Genomic DNA, 20,153 nt, shown 5'->3' with positions numbered 1-20,153 from the left:
CCTCTAAAAAAATGTCACATGCAATACCAGGGAAACTTAATAAAAATGTCCAGTAAACTTGATGGGGATAATGTCTCCTATTCCCTCCGGCTGGATGAAGATGAAGTAGATATGACCCAAATGTTGGGTAAATCTTTGACCTTAACCTATCAGAATAAGATAAATTGTATTAAGTGCGGGAAGGAAACCAAAAAGTCTTTCGGACAGGGGTTTTGTTATCCCTGTTTTACCACAGCTCCCGAGGCCTCTGAATGTGTGCTTCGCCCCGACCGGTGTAAGGCACATTTGGGAATTTCACGCGATATGGCCTGGTCGGAAGATCATTGTCTTAAACCTCACATTGTTTATCTCGCAGTGAGTGGAGGTCTGAAAGTGGGGATCACCCGTCTTTCTCAAGTGCCAACACGATGGATTGATCAGGGGGCAGAACGGGCTATACGTCTATGTCAGGTGCCAAACCGGCATATTGCCGGTGTAGTTGAAAAATTTCTGATGAAGCTGTTTGGCGATAAAACAAATTGGAAGAAGATGGTAACCAACGAGGATCTTCCCGGGATTGACCTGCCTGCAGAAAAAGAAAAAGCGCTTGACTCTTTGCCTCCTGAACTTCGACAGTATGCGCTTTTTGATGATCAAGAGGTGTTTGATTTTTCATACCCGGTCAATCAATGGCCTGTGAATCCCTCACAACATAATTTCGATAAGGAAATGGTTATCCAGGGGAAACTTCAGGGTATTCGTGGCCAATACCTCTTTTTTGAAGGAGAAAAAGTTTTGAATGTACGGAGGTTTTCGGGGTATAAAATTCAATTGTCAGTGGACTAAACAAAATAAAAATTCTTTCTATAGGAAGCCTTGTTTCAGGCAGTTTTGGTTATGTAGCTTTATCTTTTTTAATGTTCGTTGTAAAAAATTGAGTTTTAAAAAGAAACCAAACTCAAGCAATTACGTAGCAATGTGATATATAATCAGAAAACGATTGTGTTGAAACAGAGTTCTTCTGTCTTTCAGGTTTTAAGGCAGTAGTACAGGGTTTTAGAAAATAATTTCCGGAAATCCCGGTGATAGGGTTACTTTGAATTAAAATTTATTAAAACAAAATGAAAAAGTTTTACTTGATGTTGGCATTGTTGATGATAATGCCAGTTTTGATGCAGGGCCAGGTGGCGAAGTATAAAGCAGTTTTTACTCTCAACTTTATTCGCTATATTGGTTGGCCTGAAGCTGCGCGTCAGGGAGATTTTGTAATCGGAGTTTTACAAGACTCTGATATTGCAAGACGAATTGATCAGCAGACCGGTGGAAAGAAATTTGGTTTTCAAACCGTAGTGGTTAAAGAGTTTAACTCTTTGGCTGACCTTACCGATTGCCAGGTTTTGTTTGTTTCCGACAGATCCGGATTTTCACGCAATGCAGCACAGATAAAACAAAAACTGGGCAATAACTCTCTTATTGTTACCGAAAGTGAAGGGGCTACCGATCACGGCTCTATGATTAATTTTGTGGTGCGGAATGAAGTTCTTAAGTTTGAGATTCATAAAGGGAATGCTTCAAGTAACGGACTTCAGATCAGTTCCAGATTGGAAAACATGTCTTCTGCCATCGTTTTGTAAGGAAGCAGGCAAGGAGCGTGGGGGACTCAAATGCTGTTGTAAGAGGGTGTTTTTTTGAGTGCCATCAAGCATATGAGGCCCGCGTGAGCAAATGAATTTATAAAATAATACTATAAGCCCCGGACTGGTAAGTCCATATCAGTCCAGGGATTTTTGTTGATTCAGTCACCAACAATCCCGGGTATATGAAAAAATCTGGTTCATGAAACTAAAATACAATTTAAACATTGCCCAAAAACTGATTTTTGGTTTCGGGCTTATACTTGTAGTTATTCTGATAAACTCTGTTCTTACCCTGGGAACACTTACCAGAAGTAAAAATCTTACCAACGGAGTTACCAGTGTTTATTCTCCCACTACAGAAATGCTGGGCGACCTGGAGATGATGGTTACTCAGACCAAGATGCTGATAAAAAACTGGGTGTATATCGATCGCCAGGCAGATACTCCGGATAAAGTTCGGCTGGAAACCATTCACAATAAGGACTTTCCTCAATTAAAGGAGCGGCTGCTTACCATCTCAAAAGAGTGGGATAATGAGCAGGATCAGGAGATTTTGAACAATGCCCTTCATGAAATTGACTCTCTTTTTATCATGCATCAGTCCATTATGGGGCTTTTGAGTTCTTTCGAATCTTACGATGACCCTATGGTTATGTTTGAGGTGGAGCCAATGGTTGTGGAAGGTGGAGATGTCATTACCCTGAGTGACCAGATTATTGAAGACGTTTCCGGACTGGGAACAACTTATCTGGCAAAATATGAGGCATCATTGCAGGACATGAACGATAACTTTACCTGGTTTACCTGGTTTACAGCGTTAATGAGCATCATCCTGATTGCCGCTTCTCTGATTATTGGATTTGTTCTTTATACTACAATTGTCAAACCACTTTCAAAAGGTGTTTCTTTTGCCCAGGCTTTTGGTAAGGGTGACCTTACAGCCCGGGTGGATGTTAACCAGAATGACGAAATTGGAATCCTGGCCCGTGAGCTCGGATCAATGGCCATGAGCCTTAAAAACACGGTAGTTACTATCAAGCAAAATGCGCTGGATCTGGTTCATTCCAGTAAAAATCTTCGCGACAGCTCACAGCAGTTGTCCCGCGGTTCTGCAGATCAGGCTGCTTCAGCAGAGGAGGTATCTACTTCCATTGAAGAGATGGTTGCCAATATCGATCAGAATACCGATAATGCCATTCAGACAGAAAAGATTACCGTTGAAACTGCCAAAGAGGTAAATGTAGCAAATGAATTGTCTGCTGAAGCTGTTAAAGCAATGCAGGATATTTCAGAGCGAATTTCTGTGATTAGCGACATTGCCTTCCAGACAAACATCCTTGCACTGAATGCTGCAGTAGAGGCCGCCCGCGCCGGAGAGCACGGACGTGGATTTTCTGTGGTTGCTGCTGAAGTACGTAAGCTTGCAGAGAAAAGTAAGGTTGCAGCTGATGATATTGTAACATTGGTTTCCAAAGGTCTCAAGGTTTCGAAGGAAGCAGGAGAGAAATCCAAAATGCTCGTTCCTGACATAGAAAAGACTACTCAGTTGATTAAGGAGATTGCTGCTGCAAGTATGGAACAGAAGACAGGAGCCGATCAGATAAATCAGGCCATGCAGCAGCTCAATATGATTACCCAGGAAAATGCGTCATCATCTGATATGCTGACAACCAGTTCCGAGCAATTGAGTGATCTTGCGGCTAACCTTCAGAAAGCTGTCGAAATCTTTAAAATCGGGGAAGAGGTGAATGTTAAAGCACCAAAAATTGAAGTCCCTAAAGAGTCTTCCAAAGAAAAAGAGACCCGAAAGAAAGCTTCATCAGAGGCTAAGGACGAGGCTGCTCCTAAGAAGAGCGAAGGTAGGTCAGGCAACACTCAAAAACCAAATCTTGGTAATTTGGGCCGTGAGTTTGACCTGGATAATTATGAGAAATTTTAAGAGGACCATATGGGCTTGTGCCGATGATGCCCGTTAAAAAGTAGCTAATGAAGCTCTGAGTGCATCATCCAACTTGCTTAATACAAATAATAAACAAATGAAGGACGATAATTTCCAAGTTCAGGTGAAAACCGGCGATGATTCCATCGAAGTGATATTCAATGGACAGCTTACCATTAATTATATCCAGAAAATTAAGGATTCGGTTGGTCAGCAAGTTGACTTCTCCAAAGATATGGTTGTAGTTGTGGATAATCCTGACAATCTGGATATTACTTTCCTGCAGTTGTTGCAATCATTGAAAAAAACCGCCGGTTTAAATAAACGTCAGTTTTCCGTGAACAGCAAACTGCCCAGTGAATTGGAGAGTCTTGTTTCCAATTCCGGATTTTCCGATTTGTTAAATAGTAACCCTGTAAATAATTAATAAAATGGCAAAAACAGTTCTTATCGTTGATGACTCCGAAAGTATCCGCGAAGTAGTGAATTTTACACTTCAGAATGAAGGATATGATGTCCTGGTGGGTGTTGATGGCGAAGATGCACTGCAGTATCTGGATGGCCGTCCCATCGATATTATTATTACCGACTTGCATATGCCTAACCTGGATGGTCTGGGACTTATTCGTAAAGTCAGGGAAATGGATGATTATAAACACATTCCGATCTTGTTTCTCACCACAGAGTCGCAGGCAGCCAAGAAAATGGAAGCAAAGCAGGCAGGAGCTACCGGATGGATCATTAAGCCATTTGTGCCCGCTAAACTTTTGAGTGCTATTTCCCGGGTTTTAAGATAGTTTGCGTGTTCTCCGAAACTTTTTTTGGAGAATTTATGTATAGCACCCTACTTTTCTTAACTAAATCCAACCCTTATGACAAATCAACTTGAAGAAATCAGGAGGACGTTTATTCAAAACAGCATGGACGATCTTGTAGAATTGAAAGCAATGTTTGTCAATGCTGATTTTGCCAACTCAAACCCCAAAACCGAAGAGGTGGCCAATAATGTTTTTATGGTCATGCATGGTATTGCTGGCACTGCCCCAATGGTCGGACTGGATAGTCTTGCCCCCGTCTCCAGGAAACTGGAGCAGGTTTTTGATAGAATCCGCAAGGGGGAAAAGGAACTTTCTGAACAAATTAAGACACAGACCATCAGAGGAATCGATGCCATTGTTGATGAATTGAAATCTGAAAAAATCGCTCTTTGAGATGTTCCATCACTCTGATGAAATCTGAATAAGGCGAAATGGCAAAAGGAAATTATGATAGATAAATTTAAAGCCAAGTTTGTTGAAGAGTCTCTGGATAATGTAAATGATCTGGAAGAAGCGCTCTTTGCCCTCGAAAATGATATGCAGAGCAAGGATCTGATCGAGCGCATTTTCAGAGCAATGCACTCTCTTAAAGGTGGTGGCGCTATGTTTGGCTTCAATCACCTGAGTGACTTTACACATCATCTGGAGAATATTTTTGATAAGGTCAGAAATGACAAACTTGAGGTCACTCCCGATTTGATTTCTTTGACTTTTTCAGCAGTGGATGAGATTAAATCTCTTCTTGATAAAGGAGATCTTACCGAGAAGGATGATCTGGATGCATACCATGCTTTTATGGGACGTATTCAGTCTTTTTCCGAAACCGGAAGTGCTGCTCCTGTTGCTGAGGTGTCTGCATCATCTGCTCCCGTTGTCGATGATGGAGAGAAGACTTATCTAATTTCTTTTGTCCCTAAGGAAGAGCTTTTGCAGAATGGTACCAATCCGCTGTTTTTGCTTGACGACCTTCATGCTCTCGGCGAAGGTTATAGTATTGTCTATACCCATAAAGTTCCTTCTTTTGAACCGCTGGAGCCGGAGAATAACTACTGTCTATGGCAGATTTTGCTAACGACCACCGAATCTCTCAACGAAATTAAGGATGTCTTCATTTTTGTAGAAGATGAGTGTGACCTTACTGTGGAAGAAGTTTGTTCAGGTGGATTTGAGGTAAATCAGGGAATAAAAAAATTAATCAGTAATGCCCGAAATGCCAACTCTCTGATAAAGGTCAGCGATCTGAAGATTCTGCTCAAGAAAGATGAGCCTGCAGCTCCGGAAAATGTGCAAAAGGATGCGGAGGATAAAGAACAGAAAAAAAAGAAGGCCTTTAAGGAACACAAGATCTCAAGTATCAGAGTATCCTCTATGAAGATTGATGAACTGGTCAATCTTGTAAGTGAATTGGTTACCGTTCAGGCACAGTTGAGCGTTTATGCGGAGAAAAAAGGTGAGAACGATATTCTGGGTCTTGCCGAAAACGTTCAGAAATTGTCACGTCAGTTGCGTGATAATGCCTTTGAGATCAGTCTTATCCCGATGCAAAGTGAATTGATGCGCTTTCAGCGCCTGGTTCGTGATTTGTCCAAAGAGCTGGGTAAAGAGATTGATTTTGTAATTGAGGGTGGAGATATCGAACTGGATAAAAACATTATCGAACACCTTACAGATCCATTGTTACATATTCTGAGAAACTCGGTGGATCATGGTATTGAAATGCCTGACGAGCGGGTTGCCGCAGGAAAATCCCCTAAAGGAAACATCTACTTCAAAGCCTATCATGCCGGTGCCAATGTATTGATTGAAGTTACCGATGATGGTAAGGGAATCAATGTTGAGGATATTCGGAAAAAGGCCATTGCCAAAGGGATTATTGATGAAGCTGCCGAGCTTTCGGACAAGGAAGTTCTCAACCTTATTTTTACCAGTGGTTTCTCAACCCGGGAGACTGTGTCTGATGTTTCCGGACGTGGGGTAGGAATGGATGTGGTTCGCAAAAAGATTTCAGAAATACGTGGTGAAGTGTCCATTGATTCCGATGCGGGTCAGGGTACAACCATTACTTTACGATTGCCCCTCACGCTGTCAATCATTGACGGACTTCTTGTGAAAGTGGTTGATAACCAGTATGTGATACCTATTTCTTCTATCGAGAAAATTTTTGCCCTCAATCAAAACCAGCTGAAAAACTCCTTCAACAAGGTCGTGGTGATTGAAAATGAGCAAATCCCTTATGTGGATATGCGCGATGTGTTTAAAGAAGAGAAGGCTGAGATGGAGGTGCCCCAGATGATTCTGGTAAAACATGACGATAAGCGTCTCGGGCTTTTGGTTGACGAAGTTCTTGGGGAGTATCAAACGGTGGTGAAACCATTGGGCCGTTATCTCAAAACACATGAGGTGGTTTCCGGAGCTTCCATTCTCGGAGACGGCACCATTTCTCTGGTAATTGATACCAACCGGGTTTTGCAAATGAATTCTTCCGGAAAGTTTAAGGGAAAGAAAAAGGAAGAGGGAAAGAAAAAGGAAGAATTTTAATTTTTGGTGATTATGTCGGAAAACAGCTATAGTACACTTTTATCTTTTAAGCTTCAGGATGAGTTTTTTGCCATTGACGCAATGAGAGTCAATCATATTCTTGAAGTACCCGAGATAACAAAAGTTCCTAATACACCTGATTTTATGGTGGGAGTGCTCAATCTTCACGGAAATATCATTCCGGTGGTCGATTTAAGGTTAATGATGGGGTTTACAAACACCGAACTGACCAATGACTCCGCTGTGGTGGTTATTAACCCCGAAGAACAGCAGGACAGTAGTCTTGGCCTTATTGTGGATATGGTTAAGGAGGTGGTTGAAACAGACGGTCTGGAAATAAAACCGACTGTTGCAGACAAGGAAGAAAGTATGCTTCGGAATTTTCACGGAACTTTTTCTATGGACAATCAGTTTGTTCATATCATCGATATTGAAGAACTGGTTGTAGCCGCCGAAGTTTAAACATGGTCAACGGATACCGGTATTGTAATTATAAAAAGATTTAAATGAATTCATATCTGACATTTAAAGTAGTTGATGAGGTCTTTGCTGTTCATGTTTCTCATGTGATGGAAATCAGAGAATATGAAAAGCCAAAGCCAGTGCCCCAAAAGGTGGATTTTATTGCCGGCCTTATTGAATTCCGCGATGAAGTGATTCCCTTGATTAACACCGGACTGAAATTTAATCTTGGATCGGTGGAGGCATCACAAAATTCGGTAATTGTGATACTGAATCTGCAAAAAGAGGGTGAAGAGGATGATTACCGGGTGGCCGTTATGGCTGATGCAGTATCCGATGTGCTGGAGCTGGAAGAGGGAGAGTTAAAATCTATTCATCAGGAGTATAAGCCGGGATATGTGTCCGGAACATATAGTAAAGACGGAGCGTTTGTCTTTGTACTGGATCCGGATCAGGTCTTTACCCGGAACGATGTTATTGAAATGGATAAAATATTGGCAGCAGCCAAAGAGCAATAGTTTTTAAAACAGGGAGTGGAGAGTAATTCAGGAAATAAGGGATTTGATTGCTTTAAAGCAGAATTGTCTGAGAAGGATTTTCAGGCTTTCAGCAAGTACATCTTTACCGAATATGGCATAAAAATGCCTCCTGTAAAACGGATTATGCTGCAGGGGCGTCTGCTCAAGAGAATCCGGGAACTCAAAATGAACTCCTATACAGAATATAAAGAGTATTTTTTTAGTAAAGAGGGTCAGGAACGGGAGCTTTTGAACTTTTTGAATGTGGTTACTACCAATAAAACTGATTTCTACAGGGAACCGGTTCATTTCGCTTTCCTCAGAGATCATGTGCTTCCCGGATTTGCCGAATCTACCGGTTTCAGCCGGCCTTTTAAGGTTTGGAGTGCCGGTTCATCCAGTGGAGAAGAGGGTTACACCATCGCCATTGCGCTGAATGAATTCAAATTGGCGAATCCGCGTTTCAGATATGAAATTCTGGGTACCGATATTTCCAGCCAAATGCTGCAGACAGCTGCGCGTGGGGTTTATAAAGAGTCTAAGATAGACATGGTTCCCATCGATCTGAAACGGAGATACTTTTTAAGGAGTAAAGACAGAGTGAATCCGACGGTAAGGGTGGTTCCCGAACTTCAAGCCAATTTGAAGCTGAGATACCTAAATCTTATGGACTCTGTTTATGACATTAGTGAAACTTTTGATGTGATTTTCTGTAGAAATGTACTAATCTATTTTGACAGGATAACTCAGGAGAAGGTTATTAACCGTTTGTGCAGGCATCTCAGTTCAGACGGCTATTTTTTTATTGGCCATTCAGAATCGTTATCCGGCATGGATGTGCAGCTTGAACATGTTAAACCAACCATTTTTAAGCGGGTGTAGCGCAAACGACAACGATGGAGATTATGGAATTTGATGATTTTCAATATATTTGTGCCCGATTTTCAATCTTTTTAACACTTTAGGTTGAATTTCATTCAGAATAGGAAAAAATAAAATACGATGACGCTATAATTAATGCATTATGACAAACATTACTGACAGACAATTATTAAAGGAAATCCGTGAAAAAATGAACGAGCGTAAGAAGTTCGAACAGGAAGTTCAGCTGCTGACTCGTGAATTACAGGAGGTTACCAATAAACTACGGGAGTCGGAGGCCCTTAAAAGCCACTTTATATCAAATATTTCCAATGAGATAGTGAACCCGTTTACATCCATCCTGGGGTTGTCCAAATCCATTCTTTCGGTGGAGAAAAACGATTGGAAAAAGGTTGTTTCCATGGTTGCACTTATTCATAGTGAGGCTTTTAACCTTGACTTTCAGTTGAGAAATATTTTTGTTGCTGCAAAAATTGAAGCAGGAGAAGTGGTTCCCAATATTTCGAAGGTTAATGTTCGCGGAATTATTCAGAGCATCATCGAAGCCTTCAACCTGGTGGCCCGTAAGATGGGTATTCAGATTGAATTTGAATGGAACATTGAGTATGGTTTTGGAAAGAACTTCTATTTCAAAACCGATAGCGAGAAAATCAAGTTGATACTCAGCAACCTTTTGAACAACGCGCTTAAGTATAGTTTTAAAGATAGCAAAGTAATTATCAAAGTCTGGGCGGACGAAGAAAAATTAAGCTTCTCAGTTCAGGATTTTGGAACAGGAATTTCTGATAAAAACCAAAAAATCATTTTCGAGCGTTTCAAGCGACTCGATACCGGCATCAACTCTATCAACCGGGGGCATGGACTGGGATTGTCCATAACAAAAGCACTGCTTGATGTGTTGGGAGGAGAGATTGATATTAAGAGCCAAAAAGGTGAAGGGTCCACTTTCATCATTCATGTGCCTGAAGCAAAGAATGTTGTTGACGGTTTTAGTGGCGAAGGTAATGACATCTTTTTTGATGATGGTGATGAGATTTTTTAAGGTTTTTATTAATGGAGCAATATTCACAACATTTTTTATATCCATCCACCTTATTTGCCAGTAAAGAGCCGTATGTGGTAAAGACCATTCTTGGCTCCTGTGTGGCGATATGTTTGTGGGATCCGGTTACCCGGATAGGGGGCATTAACCATTATATGCTGCCCAACTGGAACGGTAACGACCTGGCATCTCCCAAATACGGAAATATCGCCATTGATAAATTATTGGAGAAGATGGGCCAGTTGGGTGCACGCAGAGAGAACCTTAAAGCCAAGATTTTTGGCGGTGGGGAGCTTATTGAAAGCGGGGCCAACGGAACGCTTATTGGTGAAAGGAATATCAGGGTGGCCAGGCTGATTTTAGAAGAGAAGAAAATTCCTGTCGTGGCATCCAGTACCGGAGGCCGGAAAGGACGCAAAATACTCTTCTTCACTGACAGCGGTGAAGTACGACATAAGTTTTTGGATAAAAAGGCACAATAATATTTTCTTTGATTTGGTCCTATGAGTAAGAATATCAGGGTACTTATTGTGGATGACTCGGCGGTAGTCCGTCAGAGTCTTTCTGCTATTCTGGAGTCTGATCCGCATATAGAGGTCATGGGCACTGCTGCCGATCCTCTCATCGCGGTTAAGAAAATAATGAAGGAGGTCCCGGATGTAATTACCCTGGATATTGAAATGCCGCGAATGGACGGACTTACGTTCCTGCGCAAAATTATGTCGCAGCATCCTATTCCTGTAGTGGTTATTTCATCTCTTACCACCGAGGGGACTGAAACAGCAATGAAAGCTCTGGAATACGGAGCTTCTGAAATCATCGGAAAACCTGCCATGAATGCGGCTCAGTTTATCAATGAGTCCAAAATATTGCTGTGTGATGCTGTGAAAGCAGCGTCACAGGCCAAACTTACACGGCTTAAGATAAGCCATACGCCCCAGGTTGACTGGGTGGCACCAAAATTCTCTGCTGATGTCATTTTGCAAAAAAGCACATCGTATAAGAAAATTATCAGCACAGAAAAAATTATAGCGTTGGGTGCCTCTACCGGCGGAACCGAGGCGATTAGAGCGTTTCTTAAAAATTTGCCGGCCAAAATGCCCGGAATTGCGATTGTTCAGCACATGCCTGAAGGGTTCACCCGCTCTTTTGCCAACAGCCTGAATAACTTGTGTGAGTTGGAAGTGAAGGAGGCGGAAAACGGAGACCGTCTCTATCAGGGACGCGTTCTGATTGCTCCCGGAAACAAGCACATGTTGTTGAAAAGAACGGGGAAAGAATACACCGTAGAGGTACGGGAAGGACCCCTGGTAAACAGGCACAGACCTTCGGTAGATGTTTTGTTCCGCTCAGCCGCACGCTATGCAGGACAAAATGCCATGGGTATTCTGCTTACCGGTATGGGGAACGACGGAGCTAAAGGTCTTTTGGAAATGAAGGAGGCCGGAGCTTCTACTATAGCTCAGGACGAAGCCTCTTCGGTCGTTTTTGGTATGCCGCGCGAAGCCATTAAGCTGGGGGCAGCAAAAGAGGTATTGCCCATTGATCAAATGGCACCCTATCTTTTGAAGAATTTTATTTGACCTGCCTTAACCGCTTTAGAATAGAGAAACATTGGTTGTACTATAACCTTTTTACTTATGGTTCGTTAATATCTCTACTAACTGAGGTTGCCTGAAAATAATTTTTATCAGATGAAGAAGACCGACTATAAACGTATATTATCAAATTATTCGCTTCGGGGCTTTGCGCTGGGGCTTATTTTGGCTGCTATTGTTATTCTGTTAAGCTTTGATGCTGAAGTTGTGCGGCAATACGGTGGGGGATTACAGACTCTTCTGGCACTCATGCCCGGTCTTTGGGTGGTGTTGTTGTTTCCCTTCATTTTTGCCATTGTTGGTTATCAGGTGGCCAATGTTTTTGTTCGTTCCATCCGTAAACAAAACAAACGTATTAAGCGGGAAGCCGGGAAAACAAAAATGGTTCTGGGCTTTATCGATAATCTGAGGCAGGGAAACCTGGAAGAATCCTTGCCCGATAATCAGAAAAGAGATGCGCTGACCAAAGCCCTCATTAAGTTGAGGGAGTTTATGGTTCAGAACAAACGGGACCAGGAACAACGCCGCCTCGAAGAGGAGCAGCGTACCTGGGTAACACAGGGGTTGGCACAATTTGCCGAGTTGCTGCGTAAGAACAACGACAATCTGGAGGAACTGTCATACAATATTATTCACTATCTGGTCAATTACATGAAGATTAATCAGGGTGGTGTCTTTTTGTTGAATCAACCTTCCAATGGCGACGAGAAATATTTTGAAATGACTGCTTGTGTTGCTTACGAGCGGAAAAAATTCGCCGATAAAATTATTGGTTGGGGTGAAGGTCTTGTGGGACGGTGCGCCCTTGAAAAGAGCACCATTTACATGACTGATGTTCCTGAAGATTATGTGAATATAACTTCCGGTCTCGGTGAAGCTACCCCCAAAGCTGTTATGTTGGTGCCTCTGAAAGCCAATGAAGAGATTTACGGGGTCATCGAGCTTGCATCCTTCCATGCTTTTGAGCAGTTCGAAATTGAATTTGTGGAGAAACTTGGGGAGAGTATTGCGCTGACCATCTCGACGGTCAAGACCAATATGAAAACCAACAAACTGCTCAAAGAGACGCAGATTCAGGCAGAGAAAATGGCCCAGCAGGAAGAGGAACTTCGTCAGAACCTCGAAGAGATGAAAGCAACCCAGGAGGAGAGCGAACGTCAGGCTCTGGAAATGCAGGGTATTCTGGATGCCATAGATCATGCCGCCATCAGTTGTGAATTTGAAACCGATGGAACATTGATTTCTGTAAACCATAACTTCCTGAGTACTTTCAAATATCGTCCTGAAGAAATTGAGGATCAGAATCTGAGAATTTTCTTCTTTAAGGAGGATGTGGGTGAACTTGATAAAATACTGGCTCAGCTTCAGGAAGGACAAAACTTCCGTGGAAGAGTACGGCGGCGTACCAAACTTGGAGAGGAGATCTATCTGCTGACCACCTACTCCCCTGTGGTGGATAACGACGGTGAGATTATGAAAATTCTGAGTCTTGAGAATGATGTTACCGAACAGGTGCAGATGGAAGAAGCACTCAAACGGTCGAAAGATGAGTTGGGTGTAATGCTCGAAGAGGCGCGAAATGAAGTGAAAGGGCACTTTAAAGAGATTGAGGCAGTAAAGATCAGGAATGAAAAGACCCTTGAGGGGGCACTGGATGCCATTATTACCACCAATAAGGAGGGTATGCTGGAGTTTTTCAATGCTGCTGCCGAGAAACTTTGGGGATACAACCGGGAGGAAGTTCTGGGAGAGCATGTTTCCAAACTGTTTTCCAAGGATGCCACCAAAAATGACCCATTCGTATCGGCCTTTGTTAACTCCAATGGAAGTAAAGTAATCGGTGAACGAAAAGAGGTGCCGATTCTGAATAAATACGGGGAAGAGGTTCCGGTATTATTCCTTCTGTCGGACGCAGAAGTGGGTGATGATCATTCTTATACTGCGTTTATTCAGAATGTGGAGGTAGAACTCTTTTAAAAAATGTAGGGTTGAACAGTTGTGGTGTAATGACATATAAAGAATATCTCCGGGTGCTTAAGGAGCACTCTCCTTACGACTTTTCGGATTACTCAGACAACTCCATTTACAGAAGAATTGATAAAGTGATGCGGGATCAGGAGTTGACTCTGGAGCAACTTAGTGAAAGGACCCGTAGGGATAAGGAGTTTGTGGAGCAGGTTGTAGAGGCCATAACTGTGAACACCACCGAGTTATTCAGAGATCCGGCTGTCTGGAAGTATCTTTATGAAAAGCATTTGCCTTCCCTTGCCGCAAATAATTTTATCAATATCTGGCATGCCGGCTGTTCCACAGGGCAGGAGGTTTATTCTCTTCTTATTTTGTTTAATGAGCTGAAATTGTTGGACAAAGTACGTGTTTTTGCCACAGATATCAGCCGAAATGCGCTGGAGGTTGCAAAAAAGGGAGTTTATCAGAACCAGATTGACCGGGGGTGTATTGAGAATTTTAATAGTGTTTTTGACGATAAAACGGGAGATAATACCAGGTTTCTGAAATATTTCGATGTTGATGAGCAACAAGACAGGATTGGTGTAAAACCTTTTTTGAAGGAGAAGATTAAGTTTATCAGGCACGATCTGGTAAAGAATGATGTGCCTTTTTACAATAAAGTGGATGTGGTTTTTTGCCGCAATGTGTTGATATATTTTAATGTAAAACTTCAGAATCGCATTGTTCAGCGATTCCACGAGGGATTATACAATAACGGAATACTTATACTGGGGGCCCATGAGGGATTGAGTGGGTTTTTTAAAACCAAGTTTGACCGGCAGGGGCCTGTTTACAAGAAGAGCAATGTGTTTCATTTGCGATATTGAACAAAACATGTTTTTACATGGGGGTTACATTAGGGATTAATGATTTAAAAATGGTCACCGCGGAGATGGCACAATATCCGGATATGGATTATTCCGGATTGTCCTTCTCATTCCTGAAAAGGAGACTTACCTATGTTTTTGAGAAACTGAAGGTAAGGAAGCTGGTCACTTTTAAGGAACGTTTGAGTGAAAGCGAATTCCGTGAGGAAGTGAAGTACCACATGGCAGTAAAGGTCACTGAGATGTTTCGCGATCCGGGATTCTGGAGATCCGTTCGTCACAATATTTTTCCTGCCCTGGGAGAGCGCTTTTCCGTTTGGTTTCCTGATACTCCTTCGGGTGAAGAACTGTTTTCGTTTTTGGTTTTGCTTAAAGAGAGCAATCTTCTTGATTCGGTGGACATTGTCTGTCAGCATCCATCGGAGAAATTGTGTAGCGAAATATCCCTGGGAGTATTTGATTCACGCAATGGTGAGTTGAATCACAGTAATTATAAACGTTTGGAGGAGAGTGATCGGTTTGAAGATTATTTTACCAACGAAAACGGAGAACTAACTTTTAAAAGGTCCTTGCTGAAGAATTGCCGGTTTCGGACAAAAGCTGCAGGGATAGCAGAAGAGGGAGAGTTGTTTGATTTTATTGTTTTCCGGAATTCGGGGATCAATTATTCTTATGGCAGGCACGAAGAGTTATTTAAAGAAATTGTGGAACATATCAGGCCCGGTGGTTTTTTAGCCATTGGAGTGAAGGAGAGTATTTCCGGCAGCCTTAAAGATTACCTGGCGGTTGTGGATGACAAAGAGAGTCTTTACAGAAAACCGGGCGTAAAAAATGAATAACAGCATGGAGTTATCCGATCGGAAATTTAAAGTTGTGGTTATAGGAGGTTCGGCCGGCAGTTTTTCTGTGGTATCGAAAATTCTGTCGCAACTGGATCCGGGGTTTCCCGTGCCGTTGGTTTTGTGTCTGCACCGGTTGAAACATGTGAGGTCCGGATTGGTGGAAGGCTTAAATCTTAAATCCAGAATTCCGGTGGTTGAACCTTTTGATAAGGAGAAACTGAAACCCGGAGTGGCCATGTTGGCTCCATCTAATTATCACCTGTTTGTGGAGTTTGACAGTACCATCTCGTTGTCCACCGAAGAGGTTTATAATCATAGCAGGCCGGCGATTGATTTTGCTTATTCTTCCGCAGCTTATTCTTTCAGGGAGAAAACGCTCGGAATTATTCTTACTGGAGCAAATAAGGATGGCGCCAAAGGGTTGAAAAGTATTAAAGATAAGAAAGGTTATACCATTGTTCAGGATCCGACAACCTGTGATGTAGAGACGATGCCACAGTCAGCCCTGAAGCTGTTTGAACCGGATCAGGTATTAACACCCGATGAGATTGTAAAGGTTTTAAACAGTCTTGTCGATTAAAAGTTTGTTTATGAGCAGAATAAAGTTTAGTCATCATTCTTTTCAGAAGTATCTCTTCCTACTGGGTGGAATTGCTTTTGGGTTGTCGCTGCTCAAAAATATTTTTTTGGATCAGAACCCGGGTACTCTTTTTTACCTGGTTGAGTTTTTGTCTTTTGTCTTTTTCCTGGCTGCATTTTATGTCAGTGATAAAAATAATCAACAGTTAAGGACTTTGAATGAGGTTCAGAAAGATCAATTTGAAGAAGACAGGAGACAGATGAGCCGGAAGATTGACAATCTTCAGGAAATTGTTTCTGCTTTTGAGGAGAAAGAAAATGAGGCTGCACGCTTTGCCACCTATCAGGAAAAGATTCTGCAAAAGCTTTCCCGCATAGGAGATGAGGCTGGTGATAGACATCGATTGTTATATACTTTGGGTGAGTTGTTTCACGGAATGGCAGTAATTCTCTATAAAAAAGAGGAACCGAAGGGGATATTTAACGTAGAAGCAACTTACGGACTGTCGGAAGAGGTTACGGTTGATGGATTTATTGCCGGGGACGGGCTTCATGGACAGGCCGTTGCAGACGGTGTGCCAACAATGGTTGAGGAGATACCGGAGAGCTATTTCGAAGTGGAGACAGCCCTCGGGAAGAGTGAAAGTTATTTCCTGTATCTGCTACCCGTGATGCAGGAAGAAAAATGCATTGGCCTGGTTGAATTGCTCACCTTCAGAAAAAGTGAAGTAAAAGAGTTGTGGCCACAGGTAATGAAAAAGTTGGTTGAACAGGAAGTTCTATGATTCATAAAACGATAACCGGTTTATAAATCGCGTTGCGCAGAAACAAAGAGAATGGGAGTTTACAAACAAATACAGAAAACAGTCAGAAAGTGGTTTTTTACGGGAGTTTTATCCGTCAGAGATCAGTTGTATCTGCTTGTTTTTATTTTTCTGTTTTTACTTCTGGCCTGGGGCGGCTTTTTATCGATCCAGAATCGGCCTTTCAGCTTTAGCAATATACTCTACCTCCACACGTGGTGGCTTGTGTGGATTGTTGATTTGTTAATTGTTGCTGTGCCGCTTGCCGTGTTGTTTGTGCGTAACTATATCAACATTCATACGGCTTCTTACCGAAATGAAATACATAATCTTAAAAAACAAATAGATCATAATACGGAACTTGCCGGGAAGCTGAGAGACAGCGGGGAGGTTTCTGAAGAAGATAACCGTGAGGATCAACTTTCATCGGTGCTTCTGGAGTTGGGGAAAAATCTTCGCACCGCGCGCTTGCGCGAAGATGAGGAGAATTATATTTCCAAGGGAAAGGAGCAAATGTCGGATTTGTTGCGTACGCATCATGCGCTTACCGAACTTACTCCTGACGTGTTGAAGGCATTGATCGATTATATGGGAGGCATTCAGGGAGCATTTTATCTGAAGGAGGGTGATTTGTTGAAGAGAAGTGCCATGCATGCCTACAATCGCCGCCGTTACGAATATGATGAGTTTAAGATTGGGAAAGGACTTGTAGGTGCTGCTGCTTATGAGAAGCAGATCATTTATCGTACCGAGATTCCTGATGATTTCTGGTCAGTTACCTCGGGTATCATCGGAGAACAAAAGCCCAGAGCACTGCTGATTCTTCCACTTTTGCAGGAGGAAGAGCTGCAAGGTGTGGTGGAAATTGCCTTCATGAAGGATCATCTGGGAAAAAAGCATCTTTCTTATGCCGAGGAGGTTGCAGCCACTATTGGTCAAACCATCTATAACCTGAAGATTACCTCCCGCACTGAAAAATTACTTGAGGAGTCACAAAGTCTTACCAAAACACTTCAGGAAAATGAAGAGCAGTTGAGGGAGAATGCCCGGGAGATGCTTGAGACTCAGGAAGAACTTGAGAAGTCTAATCAGATGCTGGAAACTCAGGTTCAGGAGGTGGCGCATGCCCAAAAACGATTGGAAGCTTTGTTGACCAATGCCTCTGAATTTATTTCCATTTACAACGAAAATCAGGAGCTGGTTTTTGAAAGCCCTTCTGTGAAACGCATCCTTGGATATGACGATGATGATGAGGTAAATGGTATGGATCCCGATCTCCTGACACCACGTGGTTACCGTACTATAAATAATTTGTTCCAGTATCTGCTGGAAACTCCCGGTGGAGAACAAACAGCTCAATATACTTATCTGAGAAAGAACGGTGAGAAACTGTTCCTGGAAACCAAAGGGAAGAACCTGTTGCACGATCCTGCCATTAAAGGAATTATTTTTAATACCCAGGACATCACCGAGCGGAAGCGTGCTGAGAAGGAAGAGCAGATGAAATCACGTATGCAGAGTTTGTCGGAAAATAGTCCCGATATGATTATGCGCGTGAATATGATGGGTAAACTGGTTTATGTGAACCCTGCGGTTGCCGAATTTGTGCAGATTTCTGCCAACGATATTGTTAAGAAACGTGTTAGTGAGCTGGAACTGGATACCCGGTTTGTTGAGTATGTGGAGGAGACCCTGGAAGCCATTAAGTCTGAGCAGGATACTATTATATCCGAAGTAAAGATTGAGGTGGCTGGTAATGAACGAATTATGGAGATAAAGGGTATTCCAGAGCTCAATGATGAAGGAGACCTGGAGTCCGTTTTGTTTGTGTCGCATGATATGACAGAGTTCAAGAAAATTGAAGCTGACATCAAAGACAAAAACAAAAAGATTTCGGACAGTATCAATTACGCGCAAAGGATACAGAGCTCGCTACTTCCCGATACCAATTATTTGCAGAATTATTTCCCCCGGTCATTTATTTTTTACCGGCCCAAGGATGTGGTTAGTGGCGACTTCCCATGGTTCCTCGAAAAAGACGGTATCCTTTACGTGGCCGCGGTTGACTGTACCGGACACGGAGTGCCGGGAGCCTTGCTTTCGTTTATCGGTTATTTCCTTCTGAATAATATTGTAAGTGCCGATCCGCATCTGTCATCGGCCGAAATAATGGAACAACTTCATCAGGAAGTACGTAAAGCATTGAAACAGGATCAGGAAGGGTCTAACGGGCGTGACGGAATGGATATTGCATTCTGTAAGGTTGAAAAGGATAAGAATATCCTGGATTATTGCGGAGCGCACCGACCTCTATTTCTGGTTAGAGAAGGAGAATTGCTTGAGTACCAGGGAACACGCAAGGGGATTGGCGGAGCACCGTTGCCCCGTAAGAAAGAAAAAGAATTTGAGAATCATGTGATAGATTATCAGGAAGGAGACAAGATATTTATCTTTTCTGATGGTCTGCCTGATCAGCTTGGAGGTCCCGACCGGAAGAAGTTTCAGCCACGCAGGATGAGGGAAGCCCTGACCATGGATGCCAGTTATACAATGGCGCACTATGGGCGTTATTTCCCCAAAGTGTTTTATGAATGGATGGGCGAGGAGAAACAAGTTGACGATGTTTTATTGATAGGAATTGAATTGTAATTATCTTTACACTTTTAAAGACTTCATACGCTATGAGCAGAGAAATTGAAAGCCATCGTTTTCTGGATTTTGCATACCAGTTGTACAAAACGATGAAAACAAATGAGATTAACCTGGTTTATGAAGGAGAAGTAACACAGGACATAACCAAAACCTTTACTTCTCTTACCGAAAGGAATATGGCCAAATCGGAGGAATCGAACCAGGTTCAAAGAAAGGTGTTCAATGTAATGGTTGAATGTTTACAAAACATCAGCAAACATGCCGACACACTTTCTGAGGACGATGAGGATGAGCGCCGTGGTATTGTGATGGTCAGCCGGGGAGAAGAGAGCTATAAAATCATCACAGGAAATGTGATCAGGAATGCTAAAATTCCCGGACTTAAAGAGAGTCTTGAACACATCAACAGCCTGGACAAAGCAGGTTTGTCATCTCTCTACAAACAACAGATTGTGGAGAGTAAAATTTCCGAAAAGGGTGGTGCCGGCCTGGGACTGATTGATATTGCCAAGAAAACAGGCAGTAAATTATCCTATCAGTTTAAGGAGCTCAACGAAGAGGTCTCTTTCTTCATCCTTACTTCTACCATTAACAGAAACAGATAAAAAGATATAATATGGACGTGATAAACATTCAGGGAACCGACGATACCCCTAACGTTATTTTGGACAAAGCAAGTGGTCAATTTGAAATTTCAGGCCGATCATTGCCCGAGGACGTAAACATGTTTTACGAGCCTATCCTTGACTGGATTGACCAATACTCTGAAGATCCCAACGATCATACCGAGTTTAACTTCAAGCTGGAGTACTTTAATACCGCTTCTTCAAAAGTGATTCTGGATATTCTTTTGAAATTTGAAGAGATTGTGGAGAACGGGAAAGAGGTAGTTATTAAATGGCATTACCACGAAGACGAAGAAGATATGCTGGAGGCCGGTGAGGAGTATTCAGACATCGTGGAAATCCCATTCGATTACGTGCTTTACACCGATTAATTGACAGTTTGCCAACCCACCTTTTAATAC

General features: G+C 42.4%; 21 protein-coding genes. All 21 read left to right on the top strand.

What is annotated here, in order from left to right; all coding sequences use genetic code 11:
* Positions 1-45 precede the first annotated feature (45 nt).
* The 21 genes from BY457_RS04415 to BY457_RS04315 all read left to right on the top strand — a co-directional run bounded on the left by BY457_RS04415 (position 46) and on the right by BY457_RS04315 (position 20,123).
* Positions 46-825: a DUF2797 domain-containing protein gene (locus tag BY457_RS04415; RefSeq protein ID WP_258176591.1), complete on the top strand. Its 780-nt coding sequence runs from the start codon at positions 46-48 to the stop codon at positions 823-825.
* Positions 826-1,100: 275 nt separating this feature from the next.
* Positions 1,101-1,613, top strand: coding sequence for a YfiR family protein (locus BY457_RS04410; RefSeq protein WP_106152102.1), 513 nt, complete (start codon positions 1,101-1,103; stop codon positions 1,611-1,613).
* 202 nt (positions 1,614-1,815) lie between these two features.
* Complete coding sequence (locus BY457_RS04405; RefSeq protein WP_106152101.1) at positions 1,816-3,555, top strand: methyl-accepting chemotaxis protein; 1,740 nt, start codon at positions 1,816-1,818, stop codon at positions 3,553-3,555.
* Between the two features lie 97 nt (positions 3,556-3,652).
* A complete protein-coding gene (locus tag BY457_RS04400; RefSeq protein ID WP_106152100.1) occupies positions 3,653-3,982 on the top strand; it encodes a hypothetical protein in 330 nt (109 codons plus the stop codon).
* Between the two features lie 4 nt (positions 3,983-3,986).
* Positions 3,987-4,352 carry a response regulator gene (locus BY457_RS04395; protein WP_106152099.1) on the top strand — a complete coding sequence of 122 codons (366 nt, stop codon included), beginning with the start codon at positions 3,987-3,989 and terminating at the stop codon, positions 4,350-4,352.
* A gap of 75 nt (positions 4,353-4,427) precedes the next feature.
* A complete protein-coding gene (locus BY457_RS04390) occupies positions 4,428-4,766 on the top strand; it encodes an Hpt domain-containing protein (RefSeq protein ID WP_106152098.1) in 339 nt (112 codons plus the stop codon).
* 54 nt (positions 4,767-4,820) lie between these two features.
* Positions 4,821-6,911, top strand: a complete 2,091-nt coding sequence (locus BY457_RS04385; protein WP_106152097.1) for a chemotaxis protein CheA — start codon at positions 4,821-4,823, stop codon at positions 6,909-6,911.
* Positions 6,912-6,923: 12 nt separating this feature from the next.
* Positions 6,924-7,373, top strand: a complete 450-nt coding sequence (locus BY457_RS04380) for a chemotaxis protein CheW (RefSeq protein ID WP_106152096.1) — start codon at positions 6,924-6,926, stop codon at positions 7,371-7,373.
* A 44-nt stretch (positions 7,374-7,417) separates the two neighbouring features.
* A complete protein-coding gene (locus BY457_RS04375) occupies positions 7,418-7,891 on the top strand; it encodes a chemotaxis protein CheW (RefSeq protein WP_106152095.1) in 474 nt (157 codons plus the stop codon).
* A 15-nt stretch (positions 7,892-7,906) separates the two neighbouring features.
* Complete coding sequence (locus BY457_RS04370; protein WP_106152094.1) at positions 7,907-8,773, top strand: CheR family methyltransferase; 867 nt, start codon at positions 7,907-7,909, stop codon at positions 8,771-8,773.
* A 142-nt stretch (positions 8,774-8,915) separates the two neighbouring features.
* Positions 8,916-9,815 (top strand): sensor histidine kinase, encoded by a 900-nt coding sequence (locus BY457_RS04365; protein ID WP_025006685.1) that lies wholly within the window; start codon positions 8,916-8,918, stop codon positions 9,813-9,815.
* Positions 9,816-9,826: 11 nt separating this feature from the next.
* Entirely contained in the window at positions 9,827-10,297 is a 471-nt protein-coding gene (locus BY457_RS04360) for a chemotaxis protein CheD (RefSeq protein ID WP_106152093.1), read from the top strand.
* Positions 10,298-10,318: 21 nt separating this feature from the next.
* The gene (locus tag BY457_RS04355; protein WP_106152092.1) at positions 10,319-11,398 is read left to right on the top strand and encodes a protein-glutamate methylesterase/protein-glutamine glutaminase; all 1,080 of its coding nucleotides are present in this window, start codon (positions 10,319-10,321) and stop codon (positions 11,396-11,398) included.
* 111 nt (positions 11,399-11,509) lie between these two features.
* Positions 11,510-13,390 (top strand): PAS domain S-box protein, encoded by a 1,881-nt coding sequence (locus BY457_RS04350; RefSeq protein WP_106152091.1) that lies wholly within the window; start codon positions 11,510-11,512, stop codon positions 13,388-13,390.
* A 29-nt stretch (positions 13,391-13,419) separates the two neighbouring features.
* A complete protein-coding gene (locus BY457_RS04345) occupies positions 13,420-14,250 on the top strand; it encodes a CheR family methyltransferase (RefSeq protein WP_106152090.1) in 831 nt (276 codons plus the stop codon).
* A gap of 17 nt (positions 14,251-14,267) precedes the next feature.
* The gene (locus tag BY457_RS04340; RefSeq protein WP_106152089.1) at positions 14,268-15,089 is read left to right on the top strand and encodes a CheR family methyltransferase; all 822 of its coding nucleotides are present in this window, start codon (positions 14,268-14,270) and stop codon (positions 15,087-15,089) included.
* 4 nt (positions 15,090-15,093) lie between these two features.
* The gene (locus tag BY457_RS04335; protein ID WP_106152188.1) at positions 15,094-15,672 is read left to right on the top strand and encodes a chemotaxis protein CheB; all 579 of its coding nucleotides are present in this window, start codon (positions 15,094-15,096) and stop codon (positions 15,670-15,672) included.
* A gap of 10 nt (positions 15,673-15,682) precedes the next feature.
* Positions 15,683-16,456 (top strand): GAF domain-containing protein, encoded by a 774-nt coding sequence (locus tag BY457_RS04330; protein ID WP_106152088.1) that lies wholly within the window; start codon positions 15,683-15,685, stop codon positions 16,454-16,456.
* A gap of 51 nt (positions 16,457-16,507) precedes the next feature.
* Positions 16,508-19,123 carry a PAS domain S-box protein gene (locus tag BY457_RS04325; RefSeq protein ID WP_106152087.1) on the top strand — a complete coding sequence of 872 codons (2,616 nt, stop codon included), beginning with the start codon at positions 16,508-16,510 and terminating at the stop codon, positions 19,121-19,123.
* Positions 19,124-19,155: 32 nt separating this feature from the next.
* On the top strand, positions 19,156-19,731 hold the full coding sequence (locus tag BY457_RS04320; protein WP_106152086.1) for a SiaB family protein kinase: 576 nt from the start codon (positions 19,156-19,158) through the stop codon (positions 19,729-19,731).
* An 11-nt stretch (positions 19,732-19,742) separates the two neighbouring features.
* A complete protein-coding gene (locus tag BY457_RS04315; RefSeq protein WP_010662135.1) occupies positions 19,743-20,123 on the top strand; it encodes a DUF1987 domain-containing protein in 381 nt (126 codons plus the stop codon).
* Positions 20,124-20,153: the final 30 nt, after the last annotated feature.

The sequence above is a fragment of the Marinilabilia salmonicolor genome (genome assembly GCF_003003035.1).
GTDB classification, from domain to species: Bacteria; Bacteroidota; Bacteroidia; order Bacteroidales; family Marinilabiliaceae; genus Marinilabilia; species Marinilabilia salmonicolor_A.
Note: the sequence above shows the minus strand (reverse complement) of the source record. Positions and strands in the feature narration are given on the sequence as shown.